Here is a 19,948-nt window from a genome sequence, read left to right as displayed (position 1 = left end):
CCTTGGCGGCCTAGCGCGTGGCAACACTGCGTGCCGGCGGCGCCATGAACTCCGGGCCGATCGGATCGGTGATCGTTTCGCGCAGGATGCGATTGATGTCGGCCCTGGCTGATGCATCCAGCTGCCAGCCGCTTACCTCGTCGACGGGGAGAAGTTGTGATGGGTTGCGCGCGCCCCAGAGCGCCGTCGTGATGCCTTGGTCAAGCATCCACCGGATCGCCAAATGGATCACCCGTTTGCCGAAGCGGCGCTGCGCGAACAGATCGAGCCGCTCGACGGCGGCGAGATATTGTGCGAAGCGCGGCTGCCGGAATTTCGGATCGGTTCGTCGGAGGTCATCCCCGCCAAACTTGCTGTCCGGCCGCATCCGGCCAGATAGGAGACCTCGGCACAGCGCACCATAACCAAAGGTCGCAATGTTGTTTTCGCGGCAATAGGGCAGGATGTCGGTCTCGATGCCGCGCTCAAACAAATTGAAGGGCGGCTGCAGCACATGCAGTGGCGCAATCCGCCGGAACCGCTCCATTTCCTGCACGGAAAAGTTGCTGACGCCGATTGCGCGGATTGTGCCCTGTTCGAACAGCTCGCGCATGGTCTCGGCGGTCTCCTCGATGGTGACCAACGGGTCGGGCCAGTGGACTTGGTAGATGTCGATGTAGTCGGTTCGGAGCCTGCGCAGCGACTCCTTCAATTCGCGCAGGATGCGTGCGCGGCTGGCATTGCGGAATACGCGTCCGCCCTCCCATTCCAGCCCGACCTTCGTGGCGATCAACACCTGGGAGCGCAGGCCACTGCCTGCGAGCGCCTTGCCGACAATTTCCTCGGAGCGCCCGAACCCATAGGCCGGTGCGGTATCGATGACGTTGACGCTGTGCCCGATCGCGCCTTGAATTGTCTTGATCGATTCCGCTTCATCGGTGCCACCCCACATCCAGCCTCCGATGGCCCACGTCCCGAGCGCGACGCGTGATACCTGGAGCGACGTTCCCTGAATTTCGGCGCGCTCCATGCCCTTTGGGACAGGCTTGCTTGCGCGAGTCTTAAGTTCACGGGTGTTGGCTTCACCAGCCATAAGCTCGCTCCTTTGCTGGAGGTCCATTCGTTTACCGAAACAGCTGTATTGTCGTCAGGCGGCCTTCAGTTGCGCAGGGTCGATCGGCAGCGCGCGGATCCGCTTTCCCGTTGCAGCAAAAATCGCATTGCAGATTGCCGGCGCGATCGGCGGCACGCCGGGCTCGCCAACCCCGCCGGGAGGCGCACTGCTGTCGACGATATGGACGTGGGTTTCGGGCGCGATGTCGGTGCGAGCGACCAGGTAATCGCTGAAATTATTCTGCTCAATGCGCCCCCGCTTGATCGTGATGTTGCTGTAGAGCGCATTGCTGATGCCCATGATCACGGCGCCTTCGAGCTGGGCGCGCACGCGGTCCGGATTGACGATAAGGCCGCAGTCGAGTCCGATATCCACCCTGGGAATGGTGAGCTGGCCGTCGCTGCCGACAGCGACCTGCACAACCGCTGCTGCATAGCTCAGGAAGCTGCGGTGGACGGCGACGCCGCGTCCGTGGCGCGGTGGCAGCTGGCCGCCCCATCCACTGTTGCGCGCGACCAGGTCGAGGACGCCCCGTAAGCGGGCCGTATCGACCGGATATATGTCGAGTGATGCCCCGTAGTTGGGATAGTCGACATGCATGGCGGCGAAGTCGAGCTTACGCGGCTCCCCCAACAATTCGCGCAGATAATCGAGTGGATCTTTGCCGGCCTCATGGGCAAGCTCATCAGCCAACGAGCACACGGCGAAAGCGTGCGGAATGTTGTAGACGGACCGATACCAGCCAATCCTGACGTGATTGGCCGCCGGCCCGTTTTCGCAGCGGACATTGGCGATCGCGTAGGGCATGTCGGTAACGCCCTGCTGCAGCTCGCCGGCGCTGCCGTATGTGACATCAGGCTGAAACGTCGATTCGATTGCCGGAAAGACGGTGCGGTGCAGCCAGGCGGACGGACGGCCCTCGGCGTCAAGCCCGGCTTCGAGATGCTGGGCAGAGATTGCGTGATAGTAATCATGCTGGATGTCGTCTTCGCGGGTCCACGTGACTTTGACGGGCGCACCTATGCGGCGCGACAGCAGTGCAGCCTCGGCAACGTAGTCGGATTTTGATTTGCGGCCGAATGCACCTCCCAACAGCGTCACGTTGACCGTGACGTCTTCGACCGGTACGCCGAGGACTTGGGCGACGGTCGTACGCGCGGATTGCGGGAATTGCGTGGGCGTCCAGATCTCACACTTGCCGTCGGCAAACTGGGCGAGCGCGTTCGGCACTTCCATCGGCGCATGGGCGTAATAGGGCACAAAATAATCCGCCGAGATGCGGCGTTCGGCGGCGCTGAGCGCCGCGTCGACGTCGCCCTGGTTGCGCACGACTCGTCCGGGTTGCTTCGCCGTCGCCGCGAGCTCTTCCCGATAGGCCGTGGAATCGTGATCGGCATTGGAGCCGAAATCCCAGATGATCTTCAGCTTTTCGCGGCCCTGCTGCGCCGACCAGGTATTGTTGGCAATGACGGCAATGCCGCCAAGTGGATAGAAGCCGGACGGAATAGGGGTGACCGGAATCTCCACGACCTGCTCAACGCCCGGCACTTTCAGCGCGTCCGTGGCGTCGAAGTGCAGCGCTTTGCCGCCGTAGACCGGACAGCGCTCCACGGACGCGTACTTCATCCCGGGAAGGGTGACGTCGATGCCATAGGTCGCCTTGCCGCGCGTGATGGCGTCGAGGTCGACAATCGGAACGGGTTTGCCGACGTAACGCCATTCGTTCGCTGGCTTGAAGCGCAATTCCATGTGATCGGCTGGCGCGATCTCCATTGTTGCGGCCACCCTGGCGGCATCTCCGAACGACAGCTGCCGTCCTGTGGGAACGTGCACGATCGTGTGATTGCGTGCCTGGCAGTCGTTTGCGTTGACGTGCCAGACATGCGCAGCGGCCGCCTCGAGCATCTGGCGAGCCGAGGCGCCTGCTTCACGCATGGGCTGGTAGAATTGCCGCGTGCTGCGGGAGCCATCGGTATTCTGATCGCCATATTTCGGATCGCCCTGGGCCTGCACGACCCTGACGCGGCTCCAGTCGGCGCCAAGCTCTTCGGCGAGCACCATCGGCAATCCCGTCTTGATTCCCGTGCCCATTTCCGACCGATGCGCGACTATCGTTACCAGACCGGTTGGATCGATCATCAAGTAGACGTTGGGTTCAAAAGCTTCGCTCGCATGAGCGGGGGCGGCGAAAGCCGGACATTTGCCGAATCCGATCATGAAGCCGAGAACGAGACCATTGGCGCCGCCCGCGACCACTTCGCGCCGGCTGAGGTTTACGACCCTTGTCATCAGATCGCCTCCGCAGCCGATTTGATCGCGGCGCGGATCCGCACGTAGGTGCCACAGCGGCAAATATTGCTTGACATCGCATCGGTGATCTGCTGATCCGTCGGCTTTGGCGTCTCTTTGAGGAGAGCAGCGGCCTGCATGATTTGGCCCGGCTGGCAGTAGCCGCACTGGGGCACATTGTTGGCCCGCCACGCGCGCTGGACTGCGTGCGTGCCATCGGAGCTCAGTCCTTCGATGGTGAGGATCTCATGCCCGGTGGCTGCCGATAATGGCGTGACGCAAGACCGCACGGCCTGATCGTCCAGATGCACCGTGCAGGCGCCGCAAGCGCCGATACCGCAGCCGAACTTGGTGCCGGTTAAGCCGATAATGTCTCGGATCACCCACAGCAAAGGCATTTGCGGATCGGCATCGACAGTATGCAAGGCACCGTTGATCTTGATTTGCTGCATGCGAACTCTCTGTTGTTGCCGTCGACCGCGTGCAATTGACCAGGCGCTCATCCGCTGCTTTCGCGGCGGAACGGCATCTCACGATCTCCCGGTCAAGTTGACAGGCCGTCTTCAAGAACTAACCGCGGCAGGTAGAACCGGCTTGAGTGCGCTTGCCGTTTCCGGGGCGCAATTGCTGCGATCCGAACTCAGAGTGACCGTTCGAGAAAGGCCCGGCTCGTGATCGCGCTTTGTTGCGCAGGCTCTTTTCAGGCAAGATCAGGTGGGTTAGAGCAATCCCCAACAAGCGATGCGGTGAGGCGTCGAGAGAACATTTCCGGGATGACGCTTCAATTTGCAGGATCACGCCGGATGAACGTCCGGATTGGCGCGGCGGTTGTGATGCTCGTGACCGCCGGTGCCGCCGTGTGGGCGCAAGGGGCGAGCACAACGCTTTCCCCCGCCGCTCTGAAGGAAATTGCGGAGGTCGAGGCCGAGATCGACCGGATCGAGGCAGAAACCCTCGAGCGGCTGGCTTCGCCGCCAAATAACCAGGTGCAGCAGATCGAGCTGCTCGGCAAATCGATGCTCTATGACAAGGAGCTGTCTGTCCATCGCAACGAGGCGTGTGCGTTCTGCCACATGCCCGAAACCGGCTTCACTGGGCCGGTGTCCGAGCTCAACCGCACGACCGGCTCATATCCTGGTTCGGTGCGCACCCGCTTTAGCAACCGCAAGCCGCAGTCGCATGCGTACGCACCGCTTTCCCCTGTTTTGCATTATAATCCCGGGCAGGGCGATCTCGTCGGCGGCAATTTCTGGGATATGCGCGCAACCGGCCGTCGGTTAGGCAATCCAGCCGCCGAGCAGGCGGAGGGGCCGCCGACCAATCCCGTCGAAATGGGCCTGCCCGATATTGTCTGTGCGGTATATCGCGCGGTGCAGCGGCCCTATTGCGGCTTGTTCGAAGCGGTCTGGGGTCCGCAGGCCTTTGCTATCCAGTGGCCTGCGGACGTTGAGCAGGTGTGCAATCAACCGGGGCCGCCGCCCGCGAACGACCCGATACCAGTCCATCTTACGCCGATAGATCGCGGCCGCGCCGCGGCCACGTTCGACCAGATGGCGCAGTCCATCGCCGGCTACGAGGCGTCCGCCGAGGTAACGGCTCTTACTTCCAAGTTCGATGCGGTGCTGGCGGGCAAAGCGCAGTTTACGCCTCAGGAGCAGGCGGGTTATGAGCTGTTCCGCGGCAAGGGGCAATGCAACAACTGTCACCGCGATGGCGGCCCGGGCGAAGATCCGCTGTTCATCGATTTCACCGCGAGCAATATCGGCACGCCCGCAAACCCACGGCTTCCCTACTACGTCGAGCGAGGACCCGACGCACGCGGCTATGTCGCCAACCCGGCAGGCTCAACCTATGTCGACCCCGGCGTCGCAGGTTTTCTCACCGCGGATCATCTGCTCAGTCAGCCTTCATCCGTCGATGCGCGGTGGGCTCCGGTCGCGCCCGAGACTGTCGGCCGCTTTCAGGTTCCGACGCTGCGCAACGTCGACAAGAGGCCTTACCCGAGTTTCGTCAAGGTTTACGGACACAATGGCTATTTCACCAGTCTCAAGTCGATCGTGCACTTCTACAACACGCGTGACGTGCTGCCGCGCTGCGGTCGCAACGACCCCGGCGAGGGGACCACCTGCTGGCCTGCGCCGGAGTCGATCCGCAACATGAACACCAAGTTCGTCGGACGGCTCGGCCTTTCCGATGAGGAGGAGGATGCACTCGTTAGCTTCATGCAGACGCTCAGTGACGGGTACATGCAGCGGTAGTCATGTGAGCGTGCCCTCATTCGTGATAAGCCGCGAAGGCTTGCAATCTGGTTTCAGAGTGAACTTCCCGATGCTTCCAGCTCAAGAGGCTCTCGCTTAGAAGCGCACACCGAACGCTCCGTCGCGTCGTTGTCCGCGCAAACGGCAACTCTCTCAATTGTGCGGAGGGGCCGCAGACGCGGGGCTGAGAACCGATGCAGCGGTGCTCGCGATCTCAGTGTCGGTCTCCTTGCTCAAGCCGGCAACACCGACCGCACCCACGACTTCGCCATTCACGCGTATCGGCGTGCCGCCGCGGAGGGCCATGACACCCGCGGTAACGAATGCCGTCCGGCCATGGTTGATGTTGTCCTCGATCTCCACGGTCGGCCTTTGCAACCGCGCAGCCGTTCGCGCCTTCCCGATGGCGAGATCTATACTTGCCGGGCGGACCCCGTCCATTCGCTGGAATGCGAGCAGATCGCCGGCGGGGTCAACAACTGCGATAGCAGAGGGCGCGTTCTGCTGCTGCGCCGTCGCTTTCGCTGCCTGCCGGACGGTCTGGGCTCCGGCGTGATCGAGCTGCTTTACTGTGACCGTCTGCCCGTGAGCGGACACACAGAAGACGGTCGCCAATATCCCGATGCTGATCTCAGCTTTCATCATTGCTGCTCACTTCAGGGTCTCGAGGTATGAGATAACATTCTGACGGTCTGCAGCAGCCGGGACATTGATGAACATCTTGGTGCCATGGACATCGGCGGCGGGATTGGCCAGGTAATGATCGAGGGTATGTTCGTCCCATGTGATGTTCGCCGCCTTGAGAGCGGGCGAATAGTTGTAACCGGGCTCGGACCCGCTCTTGCGGCCGAATACGCCGGCCAGCGACGGGCCGATCTTGTTCTCGCCTGGTATCGTCGAATGGCATCCCCCGCAGCGCGCGAATACCTGCTTTCCTGCGGTCGGGTCCCCCGCCGCCGCGGCAGGAAACATTGCGCCGAATGCCGCGGCGATAGCGAGTACGGCGATAGCGAGTACTCGGATAGCTTCGTTAGTTGTTTTTCGCATGCTGTGAATACCTTGTGATTGGCACAGCAACAATCTAGGTCGTTCGTCTCCATCTGACTTGTCATCGCTTGCCTGGATGGCGGAATTCTTGCGGTCTGCAGGGCACCGCAGAAGCAGACGACAGGACTTTCGACGCCGCTTTCAAAGCGCCTGAGGGAGAAACAAAATGCTCAGACGATTCCGGGGTAGCGAACTTCGGTCATCATGCCCGTCATCATGTGGTACAGATTGTGGCAGTGAAACGCCCAGCGGCCGGGATTGTTGGCGTCAAAGGCAACGGTGACGCTGCCCAACGGCGGCACCAGGACAGTATCCCGCACGGCGCCTGCGAGCGGCGCGCCGTTCAGGGCTGTCACCTGAAAGGCGTGGCCATGGAGGTGCATGGGGTGCGCCATCGTCGAGGCATTTACCATCTCGATCGCCACACGCTGCCCCGGGGCAACCATCAGCGGCTTTATCTCAGGCCAGAATTGGCCGTTTAGCGACCAAGCATATGGCGACATGCCGCCAGCGAGGGTTACGTGGTCCGTTACGTCCGGCGCGCGCGGCGCTAAAGGCGTGATCGCTTCCAGGCGATGTTCAAGCGACAGATCGACCGGCGGCGCATTTTCGCTGGCCTCCGCGGCGAGGCGTGACACTGGCGCGCCGGACGCTGCGAGAATGATTCCGGTGCGTGCTCGCTTGCCCTCGACCTGTGCGAGGATTGGATAGGCGCCCTTGCCGGGAAGATCAATGATTACGTCGAGCCGCTGAGCAATCGCAAGCGGCAGAAGGGTGCCACGCACCGGTCGAACCGGATGGCCATCGGCGGCGATCACGGTGCCGGTGAGCCCACCCAGATCGATCCAGAACTCCGTCGAGCACGCGCCATTGATCAACCGCAGCAGGACCCGCCCGCCTGGTTCGGTGCGGATGACCTCAGGATCGACCAACGTGCGGTCGTTGGCAAGGAAGGCGTCGTAGTCGATGCCGTTCAGGTCCATCGCCATGCCGGAGCCCATGTTCATGGCACCCATGCCTGTACTCATGTTCATGCTGCCCATGCCACTCTTCGCCATCGCGCTCTGACTGTCGCTGGATTTCGTCAGGCCGGCGAGCAACTCGTCCGGCGGGCGGAAGCTGAAATCGTGCAGCATCAGTATCACTTCTTGCCGGTCGGCGCGCATATCCTCCGCGCTGTGCACGATTAGTGGCGCGGCCATCAGGCTCTGTTCCTGCATGCCCTGATGCGAGTGCATCCAGAACGTGCCGGCGATCGGCGCATAGTCATAGGAGCGCGTGTCACCCGCGGGGATAGGCGGCGTTTGCGGCCAGGGAAAGCCGTCCTGCTTCCAGGGCGGCAACTGACCGTGCCAGTGGATGATGGTGGCTGTGCCGGCCCGATTCACCAGATCGACCTGAAAGCGCTCGCCGGGCGAAAGCGTTATGCCCGGTTTTCCGTTCGCCCCGATTAGGCCGAAGACTTGTGCCGGTTTGCCGTTGACGGAGAGGGTTCTGGTGCCGGCAGTCAGGCGAAGGTCAGCGGCGCGACGTTCGGTAGCCCGCGTTACGGGCGGGAAGGGTATCGTGCCGGCTATCCCAACGGCGGACGCAAGTATCCGGCGGCGGGTCAGGAGCGTTGTCTTTTCACTTTCGGTCATAATGCGCTTGTCCACGCCCTTCAATTGCAGCTTGTCCTGGTCGATCTCGATGGGAGAATAGTCACCAATTCATTGGATGATTGTGGGTGATTGCCGTGCTTTGCGGGTTGTTGCCAAGATATCGAGCGCGAGCGCGGCTCTGCGAGCAAGCCCCACGATCAAAAATGTCACCGCATCGGAAAATTGCGCAAGACTGAGCCGACCAAGGCAAGAATCCTAAAGTCGTTTGTCCAAAGGATCGATAGGTCTTGGGTCGGTCGGTTGTCTCCTCGCGTCCCCGTGTCGCAACCGGCTTGGGCGCGGCTGGCCTCCGCGATACGGTGGCCGGCCGCATCACCAAAGCCCGATCGGGACAAGCAAGGAGAAGAGACTGTGGCGACAACGGCCCTTAACGTGAACGGTGAGACCGTCTCGGTGGCGGTCGATGATCCCGACACGCCGCTGCTCTACGTCCTGCGAAATGAGCTTGGCTTGCATGGTCCGCGTTTCGGCTGTGGTCTCGGCCAGTGCGGCGCCTGCACTGTGCATGTTGATGGAGCGGCGATCCGCTCGTGCATCACCCCACTATCCGCAGTCAAAGGCAGCATCGTCACGCTCGAGGGTCTCGGCACGAGCGCAAGGCCACATCCGCTTCAGGAGGCCTTTGTCCAGGAGCAGGCTCTGCAGTGCGGTTACTGCATCAACGGCATGATCATGCAATCCGCCGCGCTTCTGGCACGCAATCCGAAGCCGAATGAAGGAGAGGTCAAGGCCGAATTAGCGAACAATCTATGCCGTTGCGGCACGCACCTGCGCATCGTGCGCGCGGTCCTGCGCGCCGCTGGCACCTGAGACGAGCCAATGAATCATATCGATAGACGCGCGTTGCTGCTGGCAGCCGGCGCACTCGTTGTCAGCTTTGGTCTGCCTTTGTCTTCGAGCGCAGCCAGGCAGGTTTCTGGACCGAAAACCGTCTCGCCGGATCGGGTCGATGGCTTTCTGGCGATCACGCGGGACGGCCGCATCACTGTCTATTCCGGCAAGGTCGATCTTGGCACCGGGGTGCGGACGGCGTTGACCCAGATCGTCGCCGAGGAGCTTGACGTCCCGATGAGCCAGGTCTCGCTTGTCGAGGGCGACACCGCGTTGACCCCTGACCAGGGAGTGACGTCGGGAAGTCTCTCGATTCAGAATGGCGGGATGCAGTTGCGCCGGGCCGCCGCGACTGCGCGCCGGGCGATCCTTCGCCGGGCGGCCACGCGTCTGCAGCAAGAAATTTCCACGCTGTCGCTTCACGAGGGCGTCATAACGGGCAGGGATGGCAGGCGGCTGCCGATCGGCGAGGTCGTCGACGGCACAACATTGGCACTCGAGATCGCCAAAGACGTGCAGGAAAAGTCCCCCCATGCTTACACGATTGTCGGTAAGGCTGTGCCTCGGCTGGACATTCCTGACAAGGTGACCGGCCGCTTCACCTTCATGCAGGACTTCAAACTACCGGACATGTTGCACGGCCGGGTGATACGCCCGTCGGGCTTCGGCGCCACGCTCGTCTCCTATGACGAAGCGTCGGTGGCTGACATTCCTGGCCTCGTGAAGGTGGTCCGCATCAACAACTTTCTCGGCGTCGTTGCCAAAACGGAGTGGGGAGCAATCAAGGCCGCCCAGCAATTGGCGGTGACTTGGTCCAAGTGGGAGGGGTTGCCGGAGCAAAGCAGAATATGGCGGCACGTGCGCAGCACCCCGGTCGTGCGTGACGATGTCACCAGCCGGACTGGCGACTCTCGCACTGCGCTCGATGACACGGTGCACAAGCTCTCCGCAACCTACGAGTTCGCAATTCATGCCCACGGCTCGATCGGTCCCTCCTGCGCTGTGGCAAAAGTCGCGGACGGCGAACTGACCTGCTGGACCGCATCGCAAGCAACGCACGATCTGCGCAAGCAGCTCGCGGCCACGCTCGCGATCTCCGAGGCTGACGTGCGCTGCATTTATGTCGAAGGGGCGGGCTGCTATGGCCGCAATGGACACGAGGATGCTGCGGCCGACGCTGCTCTGTTGTCGCGCGCGATAGGCAAGCCGGTGCGCGTGCAATGGATGCGTGCGGATGAGCACGGCTGGGATCCGAAGGGGCCGCCTACGCTGCTCGACATGCGGGCCGGTATCGACAAGCTTGGAAACGTGGCGGCTTGGGAATCCGAGCTCTACGTGCCGGATGGAACGGCCGGCCTTGTGACACTCGTCGGCTCCGAACTCGCGGGACTGAACAGTCTCGGCAAGCTCAGCCCTGGCGGGGTGCTCAATGATCTAGCGGTCCCTTACGTGTTTCCGAACGTGACGACGACCGCGCACCGATTGGCATCGACGCCGCTTCGGCCGGCGTGGATTCGCTCACCCGGACGCTTGCAGAACACGTTTGCGAACGAGTCCTTTCTCGACGAGATCGCCGCCGCAACAGACACAGATCCGCTCGACATTCGTCTGAGGCATCTCACCGACGCGCGCGGCAAGGAGCTTCTCGAACGGCTCGCTAAATTGAGCAAATGGCGCGAGCGCCCGAAAGGCGCTCGTAATGCGGACATCGTGACTGGGCACGGACTTGCCTATGTTAAATACGAACTGGTCCGCACCTATGTCGGCGTGGTTGCCGAGGTGGAGATCAATCGCAAAACCGGTCAACTTGCGGTCAAGCGCTTCTATGTCGCGCATGATTGCGGACAAATCATCAACCCTGACGGGCTGCGAAATCAGATCGAAGGTTGCATCGTTCAGACGGTGAGCCGCACCTTGAAGGAGCAGGTAACATTCGATCGGTCGATGGTCACGAGCCTCGATTGGGCGAGCTATCCAATCCTGACCTTTCCGGAAATCCCCGATGTCGTGATCGAGTTGATTGATCGACCTGAAGAGGTCCCTTGGGGCGGCGGGGAGCCGGCCTGCGCTGTCGTGCCCTCGGCGATCGCCGGTGCCGTTTTCGAGGCAACGGGAGTGCGGCTGCGTTCGGTGCCGTTTACGCCAGACAAGGTGCTGGCGGAGTTAAGAAGGGCATGATTAGCTGACACGGACGCTGCCGAGGCGCGAGGTGCAGGGCTGTGGAGCAAGAACTGCGGAGCAGCGAGAGCCGGCTTCGGCTCATCATCGACGCAATTCCCACCGTTGCTTGGGGGGCGCTGCCCGATGGATCCAATGTTTTCGTCAATCAACGGTGGCTGGAATACACAGGTATGCCTGCACAGCAGGCAGCCGGCTGGGGTTGGCAGGCAGTCTTTCATCCCGAAGACATTGGCGAACATGCCGAAAAGTGGCGTGCATCGCTGGCGACCGGGCAAGCGTTCGAGAGTGAAGCGCGCCTGCGAAGGGCGACCGATGGCCAATATTGCTGGTTCCTTGTTCACGCTGCGCCGTTGCACGATGATGCCGGACATATCGTCCGATGGTACGGAACAGCAACTAACATCGAGGATCGCAAGCGCGCCGAACAAGCCCTGCGCCGGAGCGAGGCTTTCCTGGCGGACGCGCAGAGGATGAGTCATACCGGTAGTTGGGCGTATGACGTCGCCAGCCGGCGTATCATCCATTCATCACAGGAATACCACCGTCTGTTTGGCTTTGATTCCGCCGCGAGTGTCCCCGATCCGAACGAGTGGGTGCAGCGTATCCATCCCGACGACCGGGAAAGGGCGATCGACGTGATGGGCAGGATGGTCCGCAACGGTGTGGACTACGAGGTAGACTTCCGCACGGTTCATCCGGACGGCACGGTCAAATACGTTCATGGCACAGCACATCCTGTGTTGGGCCCATCGGGAGACCTCGTTGAGATCGTGGGTTGCACCATTGATGTGACCGAACGCAAGCTGGCGGAAGAGGCGCGTCTGAACGCGCAAAAGATGCTCGGCCACGCCAATCGCATTACGACCATGGGACAGCTCGCGGCTTCGATCGCCCATGAGGTCAATCAGCCGATCACCGCCGTGGTCGCCAACGGTCGCGCTGCATTGCGATTCCTGCGCACGCAGCCGGCGGATCTGAACGAAGTGCGGCACACGCTCGAGGAAATCGTGAAAGACGGCATACGCGCCGGTGATATCATTGCCAGGATCCGCGCGCTCGTCAGGAAGATGCCCTCGCGGAAGGATCATTTGGACATCAACGAAGTGATTCTCGAAGTCATTGCGCTGACAAGGAGCGAAATCGTCAGGAACGGCATTTTACTCAAGACCGATCTAGCGAAAGGGTTGTGTCCCATTGACGGAGAGAGGACCGACTTCCAACAAGTGCTGCTTAATCTGATCGTCAATGCGGTCGAGGCGATGAGTGTGGAAAGCAATGCGTCGCGCGAGTTGTTGATCACCACCAAAGCGGGGCAATCGGGCCAAGTGAGAGTTGCAGTAAGTGATGAGGGCCCGGGCGTGGACGCGGAATCGATCGAACGCGTATTTGAAGCCTTCTACACGACGAAAACCGACGGTATCGGCATGGGACTTGCGATCTGCCGCTCGATCATCGAGGCTCATGGGGGGCGTATTTGGGTGACGGCGAATACGCCTCGCGGCGCGATTTTTCAGTTCGACGTGCCTGGATGCGAGCGTCGAGGATGACGCGCATTTGCACCGGCAACCGTCATCCGTGCCGGCTTGCGGCAGATCACCTGCTTCGGGCGGCATGATCGCACTGGATGCTATTTGCTGCGAATGTCATCCAGCGCGGCTCACCAGAATTCATCACTGTTCTGGAGGCCCATTCGTTCCTCGCTGAGGTCCCAGTCTCCCTTGCCGCATACCGAGGTATAGCGCAGGCAACCGAGGTATGAGAGCAGCCACTGCCGAGTATGTGTGGCGGAAACGAGCGACTTAGTCGCATGAACCTCGCTACGATTGAGCGGTCGCGGTCGGATGACCTACTTGCTGTGGAGCAGGGGCCACAAAGGGGAGCAACGATGCTGACCCACTCGTTCGATATCAATGCTGCACGGCTCGCTAACTTCTCCGAACCCTGCGGTTCGCACGACCACCCGCATTGGGAAGAGACCAGACTGCTGCGCGTCGATGACTCCCGCTTCGAGAACAAGCGTCTGCCGCGCGGCGGCGGCTGCGAGCAGTTATGTGATCGCGGAACGCACAAAGCTGGTCACCACGCCCTCGAGATATTTCCTGCTCATGCCGTCAGTCGTCAGACGATCGCCTGGGATGGGATCGCCGTCGAGATCGTCCGGTGCGTCGCACATGACAGGGTCGAGTTCCGATTCCGTGCACCGTGCCATCTGCTGCTTGTCCACGGGGAGGGCGTTCGTGACTACGGCGAGACGGTCGTTCGGAATCTGCCGCCTTCGAAGCTGCGAACGCTCAAGCGCAAGCTCACGTTCGTACCCGCCGGTCACGAATATCAAGACTGGCAGCAGCCTCGCGTCCCCAGTCGTATGACCTGCTTCTATTTAGATCCCGCGAGGCTGCCGATCTACGCCATCGATGCGGATTTACCGGCTGCTCAACTTGCGCCCCGTCTGTTCTTCGAACATCGCGGGCTGTGGGATGCCGCCGCCAAGCTCACAGCAGCAATCGATCGGGGCTGCGAAAACGAGCGCTATTGTGAAGCGCTTGCGGTGATTGTCGCGCATGAGTTGATGCAAAGCCACGGCCATCATCCGCGCCGCGAACCATTGGCGAGGGGCGGGCTGGCTGTCTGGCAACAGCGCGCCGTCACCCGCTATATCGAGGAACACCTGGCCGAGCCTATCTCGCTCGCCGCGCTGGCGGGGCTCGCTCGTCTGAGCTCGTACTATTTCTGCCGCGCATTCAAGCAATCATTCGGCATGCCGCCACACCGGTACCACATCAATCGGCGGATCGAACGCGCCAAGGCGCTGCTTGGAGATCCGGGACGGTCAGTGACCGACATTGGGCTCGCGCTGGGATTCAGCGAGACGAGCTCATTTTCGGCAGCGTTTCGGCAAATGACAGGAAACACCCCCTCGCAGTACCGCCGGAGCCTAGGGTAAGTCCTGCAAACGTGAGCGAAGGCGCTCTGATCACAGGGCCGCAGGTCCACCTCAAGGCGCAGCCTCTTTCGACGTGGGCAGGACGACGTGAAGCGTGGCGCCCCGGCCCGCATTTGCGGTGGCCCAAATGCGTCCGCCGTGCGTCTCTATAATTGAACGGCAGATCGACAGTCCGATGCCCATGCCGCTGGCTTTGGTGGAATAGAATGCCTCAAAGAACCGGGCCAGAGTCTCTGGGCAGAACGCCGGACCTGAGTCGCGGACTGTGAGCAAGATGGCGCCGTCTCGCTCTCTGGAGCCGATCTGCAAGATTCGCGTCTCTTCGTCGACGTCGCTCATTGCTTCGATAGCATTCATCACCAAGTTAATAATGACTTGCTGCAGCTGAACGCGATCTCCGCGAACTAGTGGCAAATCATCTGCGAGGTCTGTCTCCAAAGATATCCTATTCTTCATGATCTCGCCGCGCGTCAGGGCAATTGTCTCCGTCATCACCTCGTTAATATTCAACTCGTCAATCTGCGTTGGCGCTTTTTTGACCAATGCCCGGATCCGGTTGATCACTTCGCTGACCCGCCGCCCATCCTTGATAATATCATTGAGTGCCTGGGAGGACAGCTCCAGATCAGGGGGCGTTGCGCTGAGCAGGCGCAAGGCGGCATGGGCGTTCGTGACCAGCGCCCCGACGGGCTGATTGACCTCATGCGCAATGGAGGCGGTTAGTTGACCAACGGTCGCGACGCGATTTGCGTGCGCTAGTTCGGCTTGGGCATCGTGTAGCCTTTCGGAGGCCAGCATTTGATCCGTGAGGTCACGCGCCAGCACCAGCGCGCTGTCTACCTGTTCCGGTTCCAGCTGCAGCGGTGAATGGGTCACAGCCCAGTATCGGCGGCCACTTGGACCGTCGAACCATTCGCTGAAGCTGATCTCCTCGCCGGCGAAGCAGCGATCCAGATTTGGCTTGATCAACCGCTCAAACGTCTCTCTTCCGACGATATCCGCCGGATGCATCCCGATGATCTTCTCAGATGGCGTGCCCCAAAACCTCTCGTGTGCCGGATTGACGCGGTGATAGCGGTAGTCTCGACCGATGATGGATGCGATATCTGGAATTGTCTCGAAGACATGTTCAGTCAGATATTCGGCACGCTTGCGGTCCATAATGTCTTCGCAGACGACCAGGAGTACCGGCTGCTGCTTGATCAACATTCCTCTAGCGGTCTCGCGAACCCATAGCGTCGTTCCGTCCTTGCGCCGCTTTCGCGCTTCCCAGCTTGTCGACTGGCTAATCCGTTCAAGACAAAGCGCAGTATTGCGCTGAACAGCTGGCCGATCGGCTTCATAAAAGACGTCCAGCACGGAACGGCCTACCAGTTCGCCCACCGAGTAGCCCAACTGGCCGGCGCCATGAGGATTCACGGACAACACGGTACCGGCGGCATCCAGCATGAAATACATGGTGGGGTTGTGCTCGAACACCGCTCGCCATCGCTCCTCGCTCTCGCGCAATGCCTCCAGTGCTTGCTTTCGTTCCTCGATGTCGGCTGCGGTTGCGCACCACTTCGTGATCTTTCCCTGCTCATTTGGCAGCGGCACCATGCGAACTATGAACCAACGATATTCGCCGGTAACGTTTCGAATGCGTGCTTCCCTCGCAAACGGCGTTCCGTTCGCAAGCATAGCGCGCCACTCCTCGACTTCGCGATCTGCTGGATGCAGTGCCTTCATCCAGCCCAAGAAGTCTAGTTCCTCCGTCGGGAAGCCGGTGTAGTCGTGGAACCTCCGATTGGCGAAAGTAACCGAGCCGTCCGACGACATGTTCCAGACCAAGGCCGGAAGCCCGTTGAGTACGTGGGCCAGCTCATCCCGTCCGGCGCGCATCCGTGCCACCAAGCCGGTGATCACCAACGAGGTGATCAAGAACGCGGCTAGCGCGATGATGTCCTCTGGATAGTCGACACGGAAATGGAAAATTGGAGGGGCAAAGAAAAAATTCAGGCACACAACGGCGATGAAGGACAACGCAATCAGGGAAATGAAGCCGCCGGCAAGGGACAGCAGAACGATCAGAATTAGACAGGCGAAAGACGCTGAGACGAGACGGAATTCCAGCCAAAAGCACAGTGCCGTCAGCAATGCCAGGGCGCTAAGGCCGAGCAAGAGCAGCACTGCCTCGCGGGCTGGACTGCGCGTCATTGCCATCAACCCTTCGCTCGAACCAACACCTCTCGACAGGAGTCACTCCGCTGCGCCATATTATGCAAGCATAACTCTCGTTTGAGGGCGCGGGAAGAGCCCGGCGCCTCCGATGGTGCAACGCCCATTGTGAGGCAGAAGAGGACCGAGGGTTTGCCTGTGCGGGGGGATTTCGTTAGAATGTTGCGGTCAGATTTTGGCCGCTTCCCTCGAGGTGTCTGTGACTTACCTCCAATTCGGAACCGGTTGCATATCACAGCGGGTGGTCGTGAATAGATCGGATATCGTCCAGTATGGTAGGACTACCAACGGTCAGGTCGCCCGGTCCGATCGATCGGTAGCGCGCCTGTGGTGCGGAGCGCCGTGGCCTTCAGGGAGGATCCGGGCGGCCCCGAATTTACTTTGCGCCTGCTCTTGCTGGGCGTCGCAGGCGTTGATCCCGTCGACTCGCATATCGGCGCCCGTCTCCTTCAATTACTTCAAGGGATCAGCCGATCAACAGTGTGAGGCGGCATGGTAGGGCAGCACACTTCATCGGCAAAGCCGGTTGGAAGCGCGGACCAGCCGATGGTCTTCGTAGTGGACGACGACGCGTCGATGCGCGAAGCTCTTGCGAGGCTTTTTTACTCGGTACAATTGCGGGTCGAAGTATTCGCATCGGCGCGCGAGTTCTTGCAGAGCGAGCGCCCGGAAGTTCCAGGCTGCCTGGTGCTTGACATCCGGCTGCCCGGATTGAGTGGTCTCGACTTCCAAGCAGCATTGGAGCAAGCGGACGTTCGAATTCCAATCGTGTTTATTACGGGGCATGGCGATATCCCGATGTCGGTGCGGGCGATGAAGGCCGGTGCCGTTGATTTTCTCACCAAGCCGTTTCGTGACCAGGACCTCCTGGATGCTGTCGCGGCCGCGATCGAGCGCGACAAGAAGCGGCGCGAACATGAACATGCGATCGCTGACATGAGGGCGCACTTCGAATCCCTTACCGCTCGCGAACGCGAAATCATGGCTCTGGTCGCGCGCGGATTGATGAGCAAGCAGATCGCAGCTCAGATCAATCTCAGCGAAATCACCGTGAAAGTGCATCGCAGCCATCTCATGAAGAAGATGGAAGCGAGGACAGTAGCCGATCTGGTCAGGATGGCTGAAGCCCTTGGCGTGAAGCCGCCGACGCTACAGCACTGAGATACGGCCCTTCGATACCTGAGTATAGTTCTCATCACGCAAATCAGCCGTATCATGTGTTCAGGCGGCACCATTTATCGGGGGTGCGACCTCAGTCGCCTTCCCCTCGAACAAAGGTAGGTCGCGTGGCTGATGGCCCGATAATCTCGGTCGTTGACGATGATGCTTCGGTGCGTACCGCGACCGCAAGGTTGTTGAGATCACTGGGATTCTTTGTACATGCGTTTGCCTCGGCTCAGGAATTCCTGTCGTCGCCTCGATTGCGCGAAACGTCGTGCCTGATTGCCGACGTGGAGATGCCCGGCATGAACGGTATCGAGCTGCAGGAGTACTTGATTGCCAACGGCTATACCACGCCGATGATCTTCATCACGGCGTTCCCGGAGGATCGGATTCGAGAACGCGTGATGGGGGCCGGAGCCGTCGACTTCTTGAGCAAGCCATTCGATGAGCCGCGGCTGCTCGAATGCGTGGAGCGTGCGCTAAGGACGCACGAAGACAACTCGGATGACGCTTAAGCGCTGCGCCCAGCGGCACCTCCGGAGACCCGCCCATTGGACCAATTGACCCGAAACTTTGGATTGGGCCCTGATGGCGGTAGCAGTCTGGAATTCCTTTGGCGGGACGGCGAGCGTGTGTTCTACCGAGGATGGCGGCTGGGTGACGGTTGCAAGCAGCGCGCTGTGCTGGTGATCCAGCCTGCCGTGGAGCATCCATCTCCCAGCATTCTCGAAATTCCCCCAGAGGGCCGGGAGGAGGCGATCTTCGAAATCGTCAACCAGCTTAACCGCGGGGCCGCGCTGATCGTACAGCGCGAGGAGCGGGAGCAGCTCGCTGAGCTCAACCTGATCGCGGGAAAGCGCGCCAAGGCGTTGACCGCCTATGCCTCGGCGCTCACCTATCTCAATGCCGGTTCGGCGCTGTTGCCGGATGATATCTGGGGACGCCGGCATGAGCTTGTCTTTGCGCTGGAGCTGAACCGGGCGGAATGCGAATTTCTGACGGGCCAGTTATCGGTCGCAGACGGACGATTGGCTGCACTCTCTAGTCGCTCGATAACGACGGTCGAACAAGCCCTGGTCGCATGTTTGCGCATCGATGTGTGCACGACGCTCGATGAGAGCGGTCGCGCGGTCGTCGTTTGTCTCGATTACCTTCGGCATGTCGGTATAGAATGGTCGCCCCCTCCGCAAGAGGGGACTTACTCCGACAGCGACTGCCATTACGTGTACAGGCGTCACAGGCGCGTTCTGCTCTGCGGCTAGCCGTGACGAATCAACGGCGGCGGCTTCGCCACCTGCTTGACCTGGACTCAGCCTTCGGCTCGAGAACTGGGGGACGGCCGCTGCAAAAAGCCTCCGCAAGCTCGCCGTGTTTGCGATATCAGCGCAGGCGACCCGAAAAGGCTCGCCTTCGAGTTTAACGCATCTCGGTCGGCGGTGGGGAAGGGCGTAGCGTTCCCCAACTTGAACCCCGACCGCTTTCTGTTCGCTTTTGAGCGTCGACTTGCCACGTTCGCTGCCGAGACCCGTCGTTCCGACAGCAAAAAGCAATTGCCGATTCAATGCAGCTTGAAAGGAACATTTGTCGAAATAGACATTGATCTTCCAAAGAAGTCTCACCACACGCGGCATCATCGCCGCTTGGGTGCCCGATGGCCCGATCAATCGGAATAGGTGGCGTTCCGCAGGTCGTACCCGTCGAGATACAGAAGATCGAACGCATGAAAGCGAATCCGATTGCTCTTCTGCGGCCCAAGCTCCCGACACAGTTGTTGGAAATCGGGAAGGCCTTGACTGCCGTAGACGACAGCCTCTCCATCGATGACCGCGGTCTTCGCCTTCAGCTTTCGCGCCGCCGCCGCGATGCAGGAGAATTGCTCCGTCCAATTGTAGCGTGTCCGGGATTACAAGCTGATCTCGCGACCGTCGAGATGCAGTTGCCCGCGGTAGCCGTCCGCCTTGATTTCGTAAACCCAACCCCGCCCCGTCGGGTGGCCGTTCGCGTAAGGTCGGATCGCGCGGCTTCGCGAAGCCGAACTTGGGCGCCTTCCTTACCCCGCTAACGCGGGCAACACCGTACCCGTCCGAACGCAACGCAACAGCACACATATCACCTTCATCTCAAGGTCGCCGGAGACTCGAATCCGGCCGAACCGATTCGTTCCGGCCCATGGCAAGCAAGCGGAACTTTCGGCTTTCCGGATTATCGTGTTGAAATGGGCTCGTCGAAATCAATCGAGTTTCGGATTATCGTGTTGGGGGCC

The 19,948-nt window shown here is 60.7% G+C and carries 16 protein-coding genes; 8 read left to right on the top strand and 8 right to left on the bottom strand.

Going from position 1 to position 19,948, the window contains the following annotated elements; translation table 11 throughout:
• Positions 1-10 precede the first annotated feature (10 nt).
• From AC5ZG1_RS37385 to AC5ZG1_RS37375, 3 genes are read right to left on the bottom strand one after another with little or no spacing between them, the layout of a single operon-like run.
• Positions 11-1,072 (bottom strand): aldo/keto reductase, encoded by a 1,062-nt coding sequence (locus AC5ZG1_RS37385; protein WP_456646049.1) that lies wholly within the window; start codon positions 1,070-1,072, stop codon positions 11-13.
• A gap of 54 nt (positions 1,073-1,126) precedes the next feature.
• Entirely contained in the window at positions 1,127-3,382 is a 2,256-nt protein-coding gene (locus tag AC5ZG1_RS37380; RefSeq protein ID WP_456646048.1) for a xanthine dehydrogenase family protein molybdopterin-binding subunit, read from the bottom strand.
• A complete protein-coding gene (locus tag AC5ZG1_RS37375) occupies positions 3,382-3,834 on the bottom strand; it encodes a (2Fe-2S)-binding protein (protein ID WP_496135884.1) in 453 nt (150 codons plus the stop codon). The genes AC5ZG1_RS37380 and AC5ZG1_RS37375 overlap by 1 nt, the downstream gene beginning before the upstream one ends.
• 219 nt (positions 3,835-4,053) lie before the next feature.
• Here AC5ZG1_RS37375 and AC5ZG1_RS37370 point away from each other — a divergent pair, with 219 nt between their 5' ends.
• The gene (locus AC5ZG1_RS37370) at positions 4,054-5,640 is read left to right on the top strand and encodes a cytochrome-c peroxidase (RefSeq protein WP_496135883.1); all 1,587 of its coding nucleotides are present in this window, start codon (positions 4,054-4,056) and stop codon (positions 5,638-5,640) included.
• Positions 5,641-5,793: 153 nt separating this feature from the next.
• Here the strand turns inward: AC5ZG1_RS37370 and AC5ZG1_RS37365 are convergent, their stop codons facing one another.
• The 3 genes from AC5ZG1_RS37365 to AC5ZG1_RS37355 form a co-directional block, all read right to left on the bottom strand.
• On the bottom strand, positions 5,794-6,282 hold the full coding sequence (locus tag AC5ZG1_RS37365; protein WP_496135882.1) for a GlcG/HbpS family heme-binding protein: 489 nt from the start codon (positions 6,280-6,282) through the stop codon (positions 5,794-5,796).
• A gap of 9 nt (positions 6,283-6,291) precedes the next feature.
• Entirely contained in the window at positions 6,292-6,687 is a 396-nt protein-coding gene (locus tag AC5ZG1_RS37360) for a c-type cytochrome (RefSeq protein ID WP_456646044.1), read from the bottom strand.
• A gap of 170 nt (positions 6,688-6,857) precedes the next feature.
• A complete protein-coding gene (locus tag AC5ZG1_RS37355) occupies positions 6,858-8,327 on the bottom strand; it encodes a multicopper oxidase family protein (RefSeq protein ID WP_496135881.1) in 1,470 nt (489 codons plus the stop codon).
• A 372-nt stretch (positions 8,328-8,699) separates the two neighbouring features.
• Here AC5ZG1_RS37355 and AC5ZG1_RS37350 point away from each other — a divergent pair, with 372 nt between their 5' ends.
• The 4 genes from AC5ZG1_RS37350 (at position 8,700) to AC5ZG1_RS37335 (ending at position 14,304) form a co-directional block, all read left to right on the top strand.
• Entirely contained in the window at positions 8,700-9,158 is a 459-nt protein-coding gene (locus AC5ZG1_RS37350; RefSeq protein WP_456646042.1) for a (2Fe-2S)-binding protein, read from the top strand.
• A gap of 9 nt (positions 9,159-9,167) precedes the next feature.
• Positions 9,168-11,357, top strand: coding sequence for a xanthine dehydrogenase family protein molybdopterin-binding subunit (locus tag AC5ZG1_RS37345; RefSeq protein WP_496135880.1), 2,190 nt, complete (start codon positions 9,168-9,170; stop codon positions 11,355-11,357).
• 41 nt (positions 11,358-11,398) lie between these two features.
• Entirely contained in the window at positions 11,399-12,907 is a 1,509-nt protein-coding gene (locus tag AC5ZG1_RS37340; RefSeq protein WP_456646040.1) for a PAS domain-containing sensor histidine kinase, read from the top strand.
• Positions 12,908-13,245: 338 nt separating this feature from the next.
• A complete protein-coding gene (locus tag AC5ZG1_RS37335; protein WP_496135879.1) occupies positions 13,246-14,304 on the top strand; it encodes a helix-turn-helix domain-containing protein in 1,059 nt (352 codons plus the stop codon).
• Between the two features lie 51 nt (positions 14,305-14,355).
• On the opposite strand, the gene AC5ZG1_RS37330 is transcribed toward AC5ZG1_RS37335, so the two are convergent.
• Positions 14,356-16,506 (bottom strand): PAS domain S-box protein, encoded by a 2,151-nt coding sequence (locus AC5ZG1_RS37330; protein ID WP_496135878.1) that lies wholly within the window; start codon positions 16,504-16,506, stop codon positions 14,356-14,358.
• A gap of 561 nt (positions 16,507-17,067) precedes the next feature.
• Between AC5ZG1_RS37330 and AC5ZG1_RS37325 the strand changes: the two genes are divergently transcribed.
• The 3 genes from AC5ZG1_RS37325 (at position 17,068) to AC5ZG1_RS37315 (ending at position 18,947) form a co-directional block, all read left to right on the top strand.
• Positions 17,068-17,682 (top strand): response regulator transcription factor, encoded by a 615-nt coding sequence (locus tag AC5ZG1_RS37325; protein WP_456646037.1) that lies wholly within the window; start codon positions 17,068-17,070, stop codon positions 17,680-17,682.
• 125 nt (positions 17,683-17,807) lie between these two features.
• A complete protein-coding gene (locus AC5ZG1_RS37320) occupies positions 17,808-18,200 on the top strand; it encodes a response regulator transcription factor (protein ID WP_456646036.1) in 393 nt (130 codons plus the stop codon).
• Positions 18,201-18,365: 165 nt separating this feature from the next.
• Complete coding sequence (locus AC5ZG1_RS37315; RefSeq protein ID WP_496135877.1) at positions 18,366-18,947, top strand: hypothetical protein; 582 nt, start codon at positions 18,366-18,368, stop codon at positions 18,945-18,947.
• Positions 18,948-19,345: 398 nt separating this feature from the next.
• On the opposite strand, the gene AC5ZG1_RS37310 is transcribed toward AC5ZG1_RS37315, so the two are convergent.
• Positions 19,346-19,528: a hypothetical protein gene (locus AC5ZG1_RS37310; protein WP_496135889.1), complete on the bottom strand. Its 183-nt coding sequence runs from the start codon at positions 19,526-19,528 to the stop codon at positions 19,346-19,348.
• Positions 19,529-19,948 lie beyond the last annotated feature (420 nt).

Source organism: Bradyrhizobium sp. Leo78 (assembly GCF_059512425.1).
The sequence above is the reverse complement of the archived record's forward strand: the minus strand, read 5'-3'. Positions and strand labels throughout refer to the sequence as shown.

Excerpts from the sequence above, each read along its gene's own strand:
- AC5ZG1_RS37355 (WP_496135881.1), bottom strand. The coding sequence starts at position 8,327 with ATGACCGAAAGTGAAAAGACAACGCTCCTGACCCGCCGCCGGATACTT.
- AC5ZG1_RS37365 (WP_496135882.1), bottom strand. The coding sequence starts at position 6,282 with ATGAAAGCTGAGATCAGCATCGGGATATTGGCGACCGTCTTCTGTGTG.
- AC5ZG1_RS37360 (WP_456646044.1), bottom strand. The coding sequence starts at position 6,687 with ATGCGAAAAACAACTAACGAAGCTATCCGAGTACTCGCTATCGCCGTA.
- AC5ZG1_RS37325 (WP_456646037.1), top strand. The coding sequence starts at position 17,068 with ATGGTCTTCGTAGTGGACGACGACGCGTCGATGCGCGAAGCTCTTGCG.
- AC5ZG1_RS37380 (WP_456646048.1), bottom strand. The coding sequence starts at position 3,382 with ATGACAAGGGTCGTAAACCTCAGCCGGCGCGAAGTGGTCGCGGGCGGC.
- AC5ZG1_RS37375 (WP_496135884.1), bottom strand. The coding sequence starts at position 3,834 with ATGCAGCAAATCAAGATCAACGGTGCCTTGCATACTGTCGATGCCGAT.
- AC5ZG1_RS37345 (WP_496135880.1), top strand. The coding sequence starts at position 9,168 with ATGAATCATATCGATAGACGCGCGTTGCTGCTGGCAGCCGGCGCACTC.
- AC5ZG1_RS37335 (WP_496135879.1), top strand. The coding sequence starts at position 13,246 with ATGCTGACCCACTCGTTCGATATCAATGCTGCACGGCTCGCTAACTTC.
- AC5ZG1_RS37385 (WP_456646049.1), bottom strand. The coding sequence starts at position 1,072 with ATGGCTGGTGAAGCCAACACCCGTGAACTTAAGACTCGCGCAAGCAAG.
- AC5ZG1_RS37330 (WP_496135878.1), bottom strand. The coding sequence starts at position 16,506 with ATGGCAATGACGCGCAGTCCAGCCCGCGAGGCAGTGCTGCTCTTGCTC.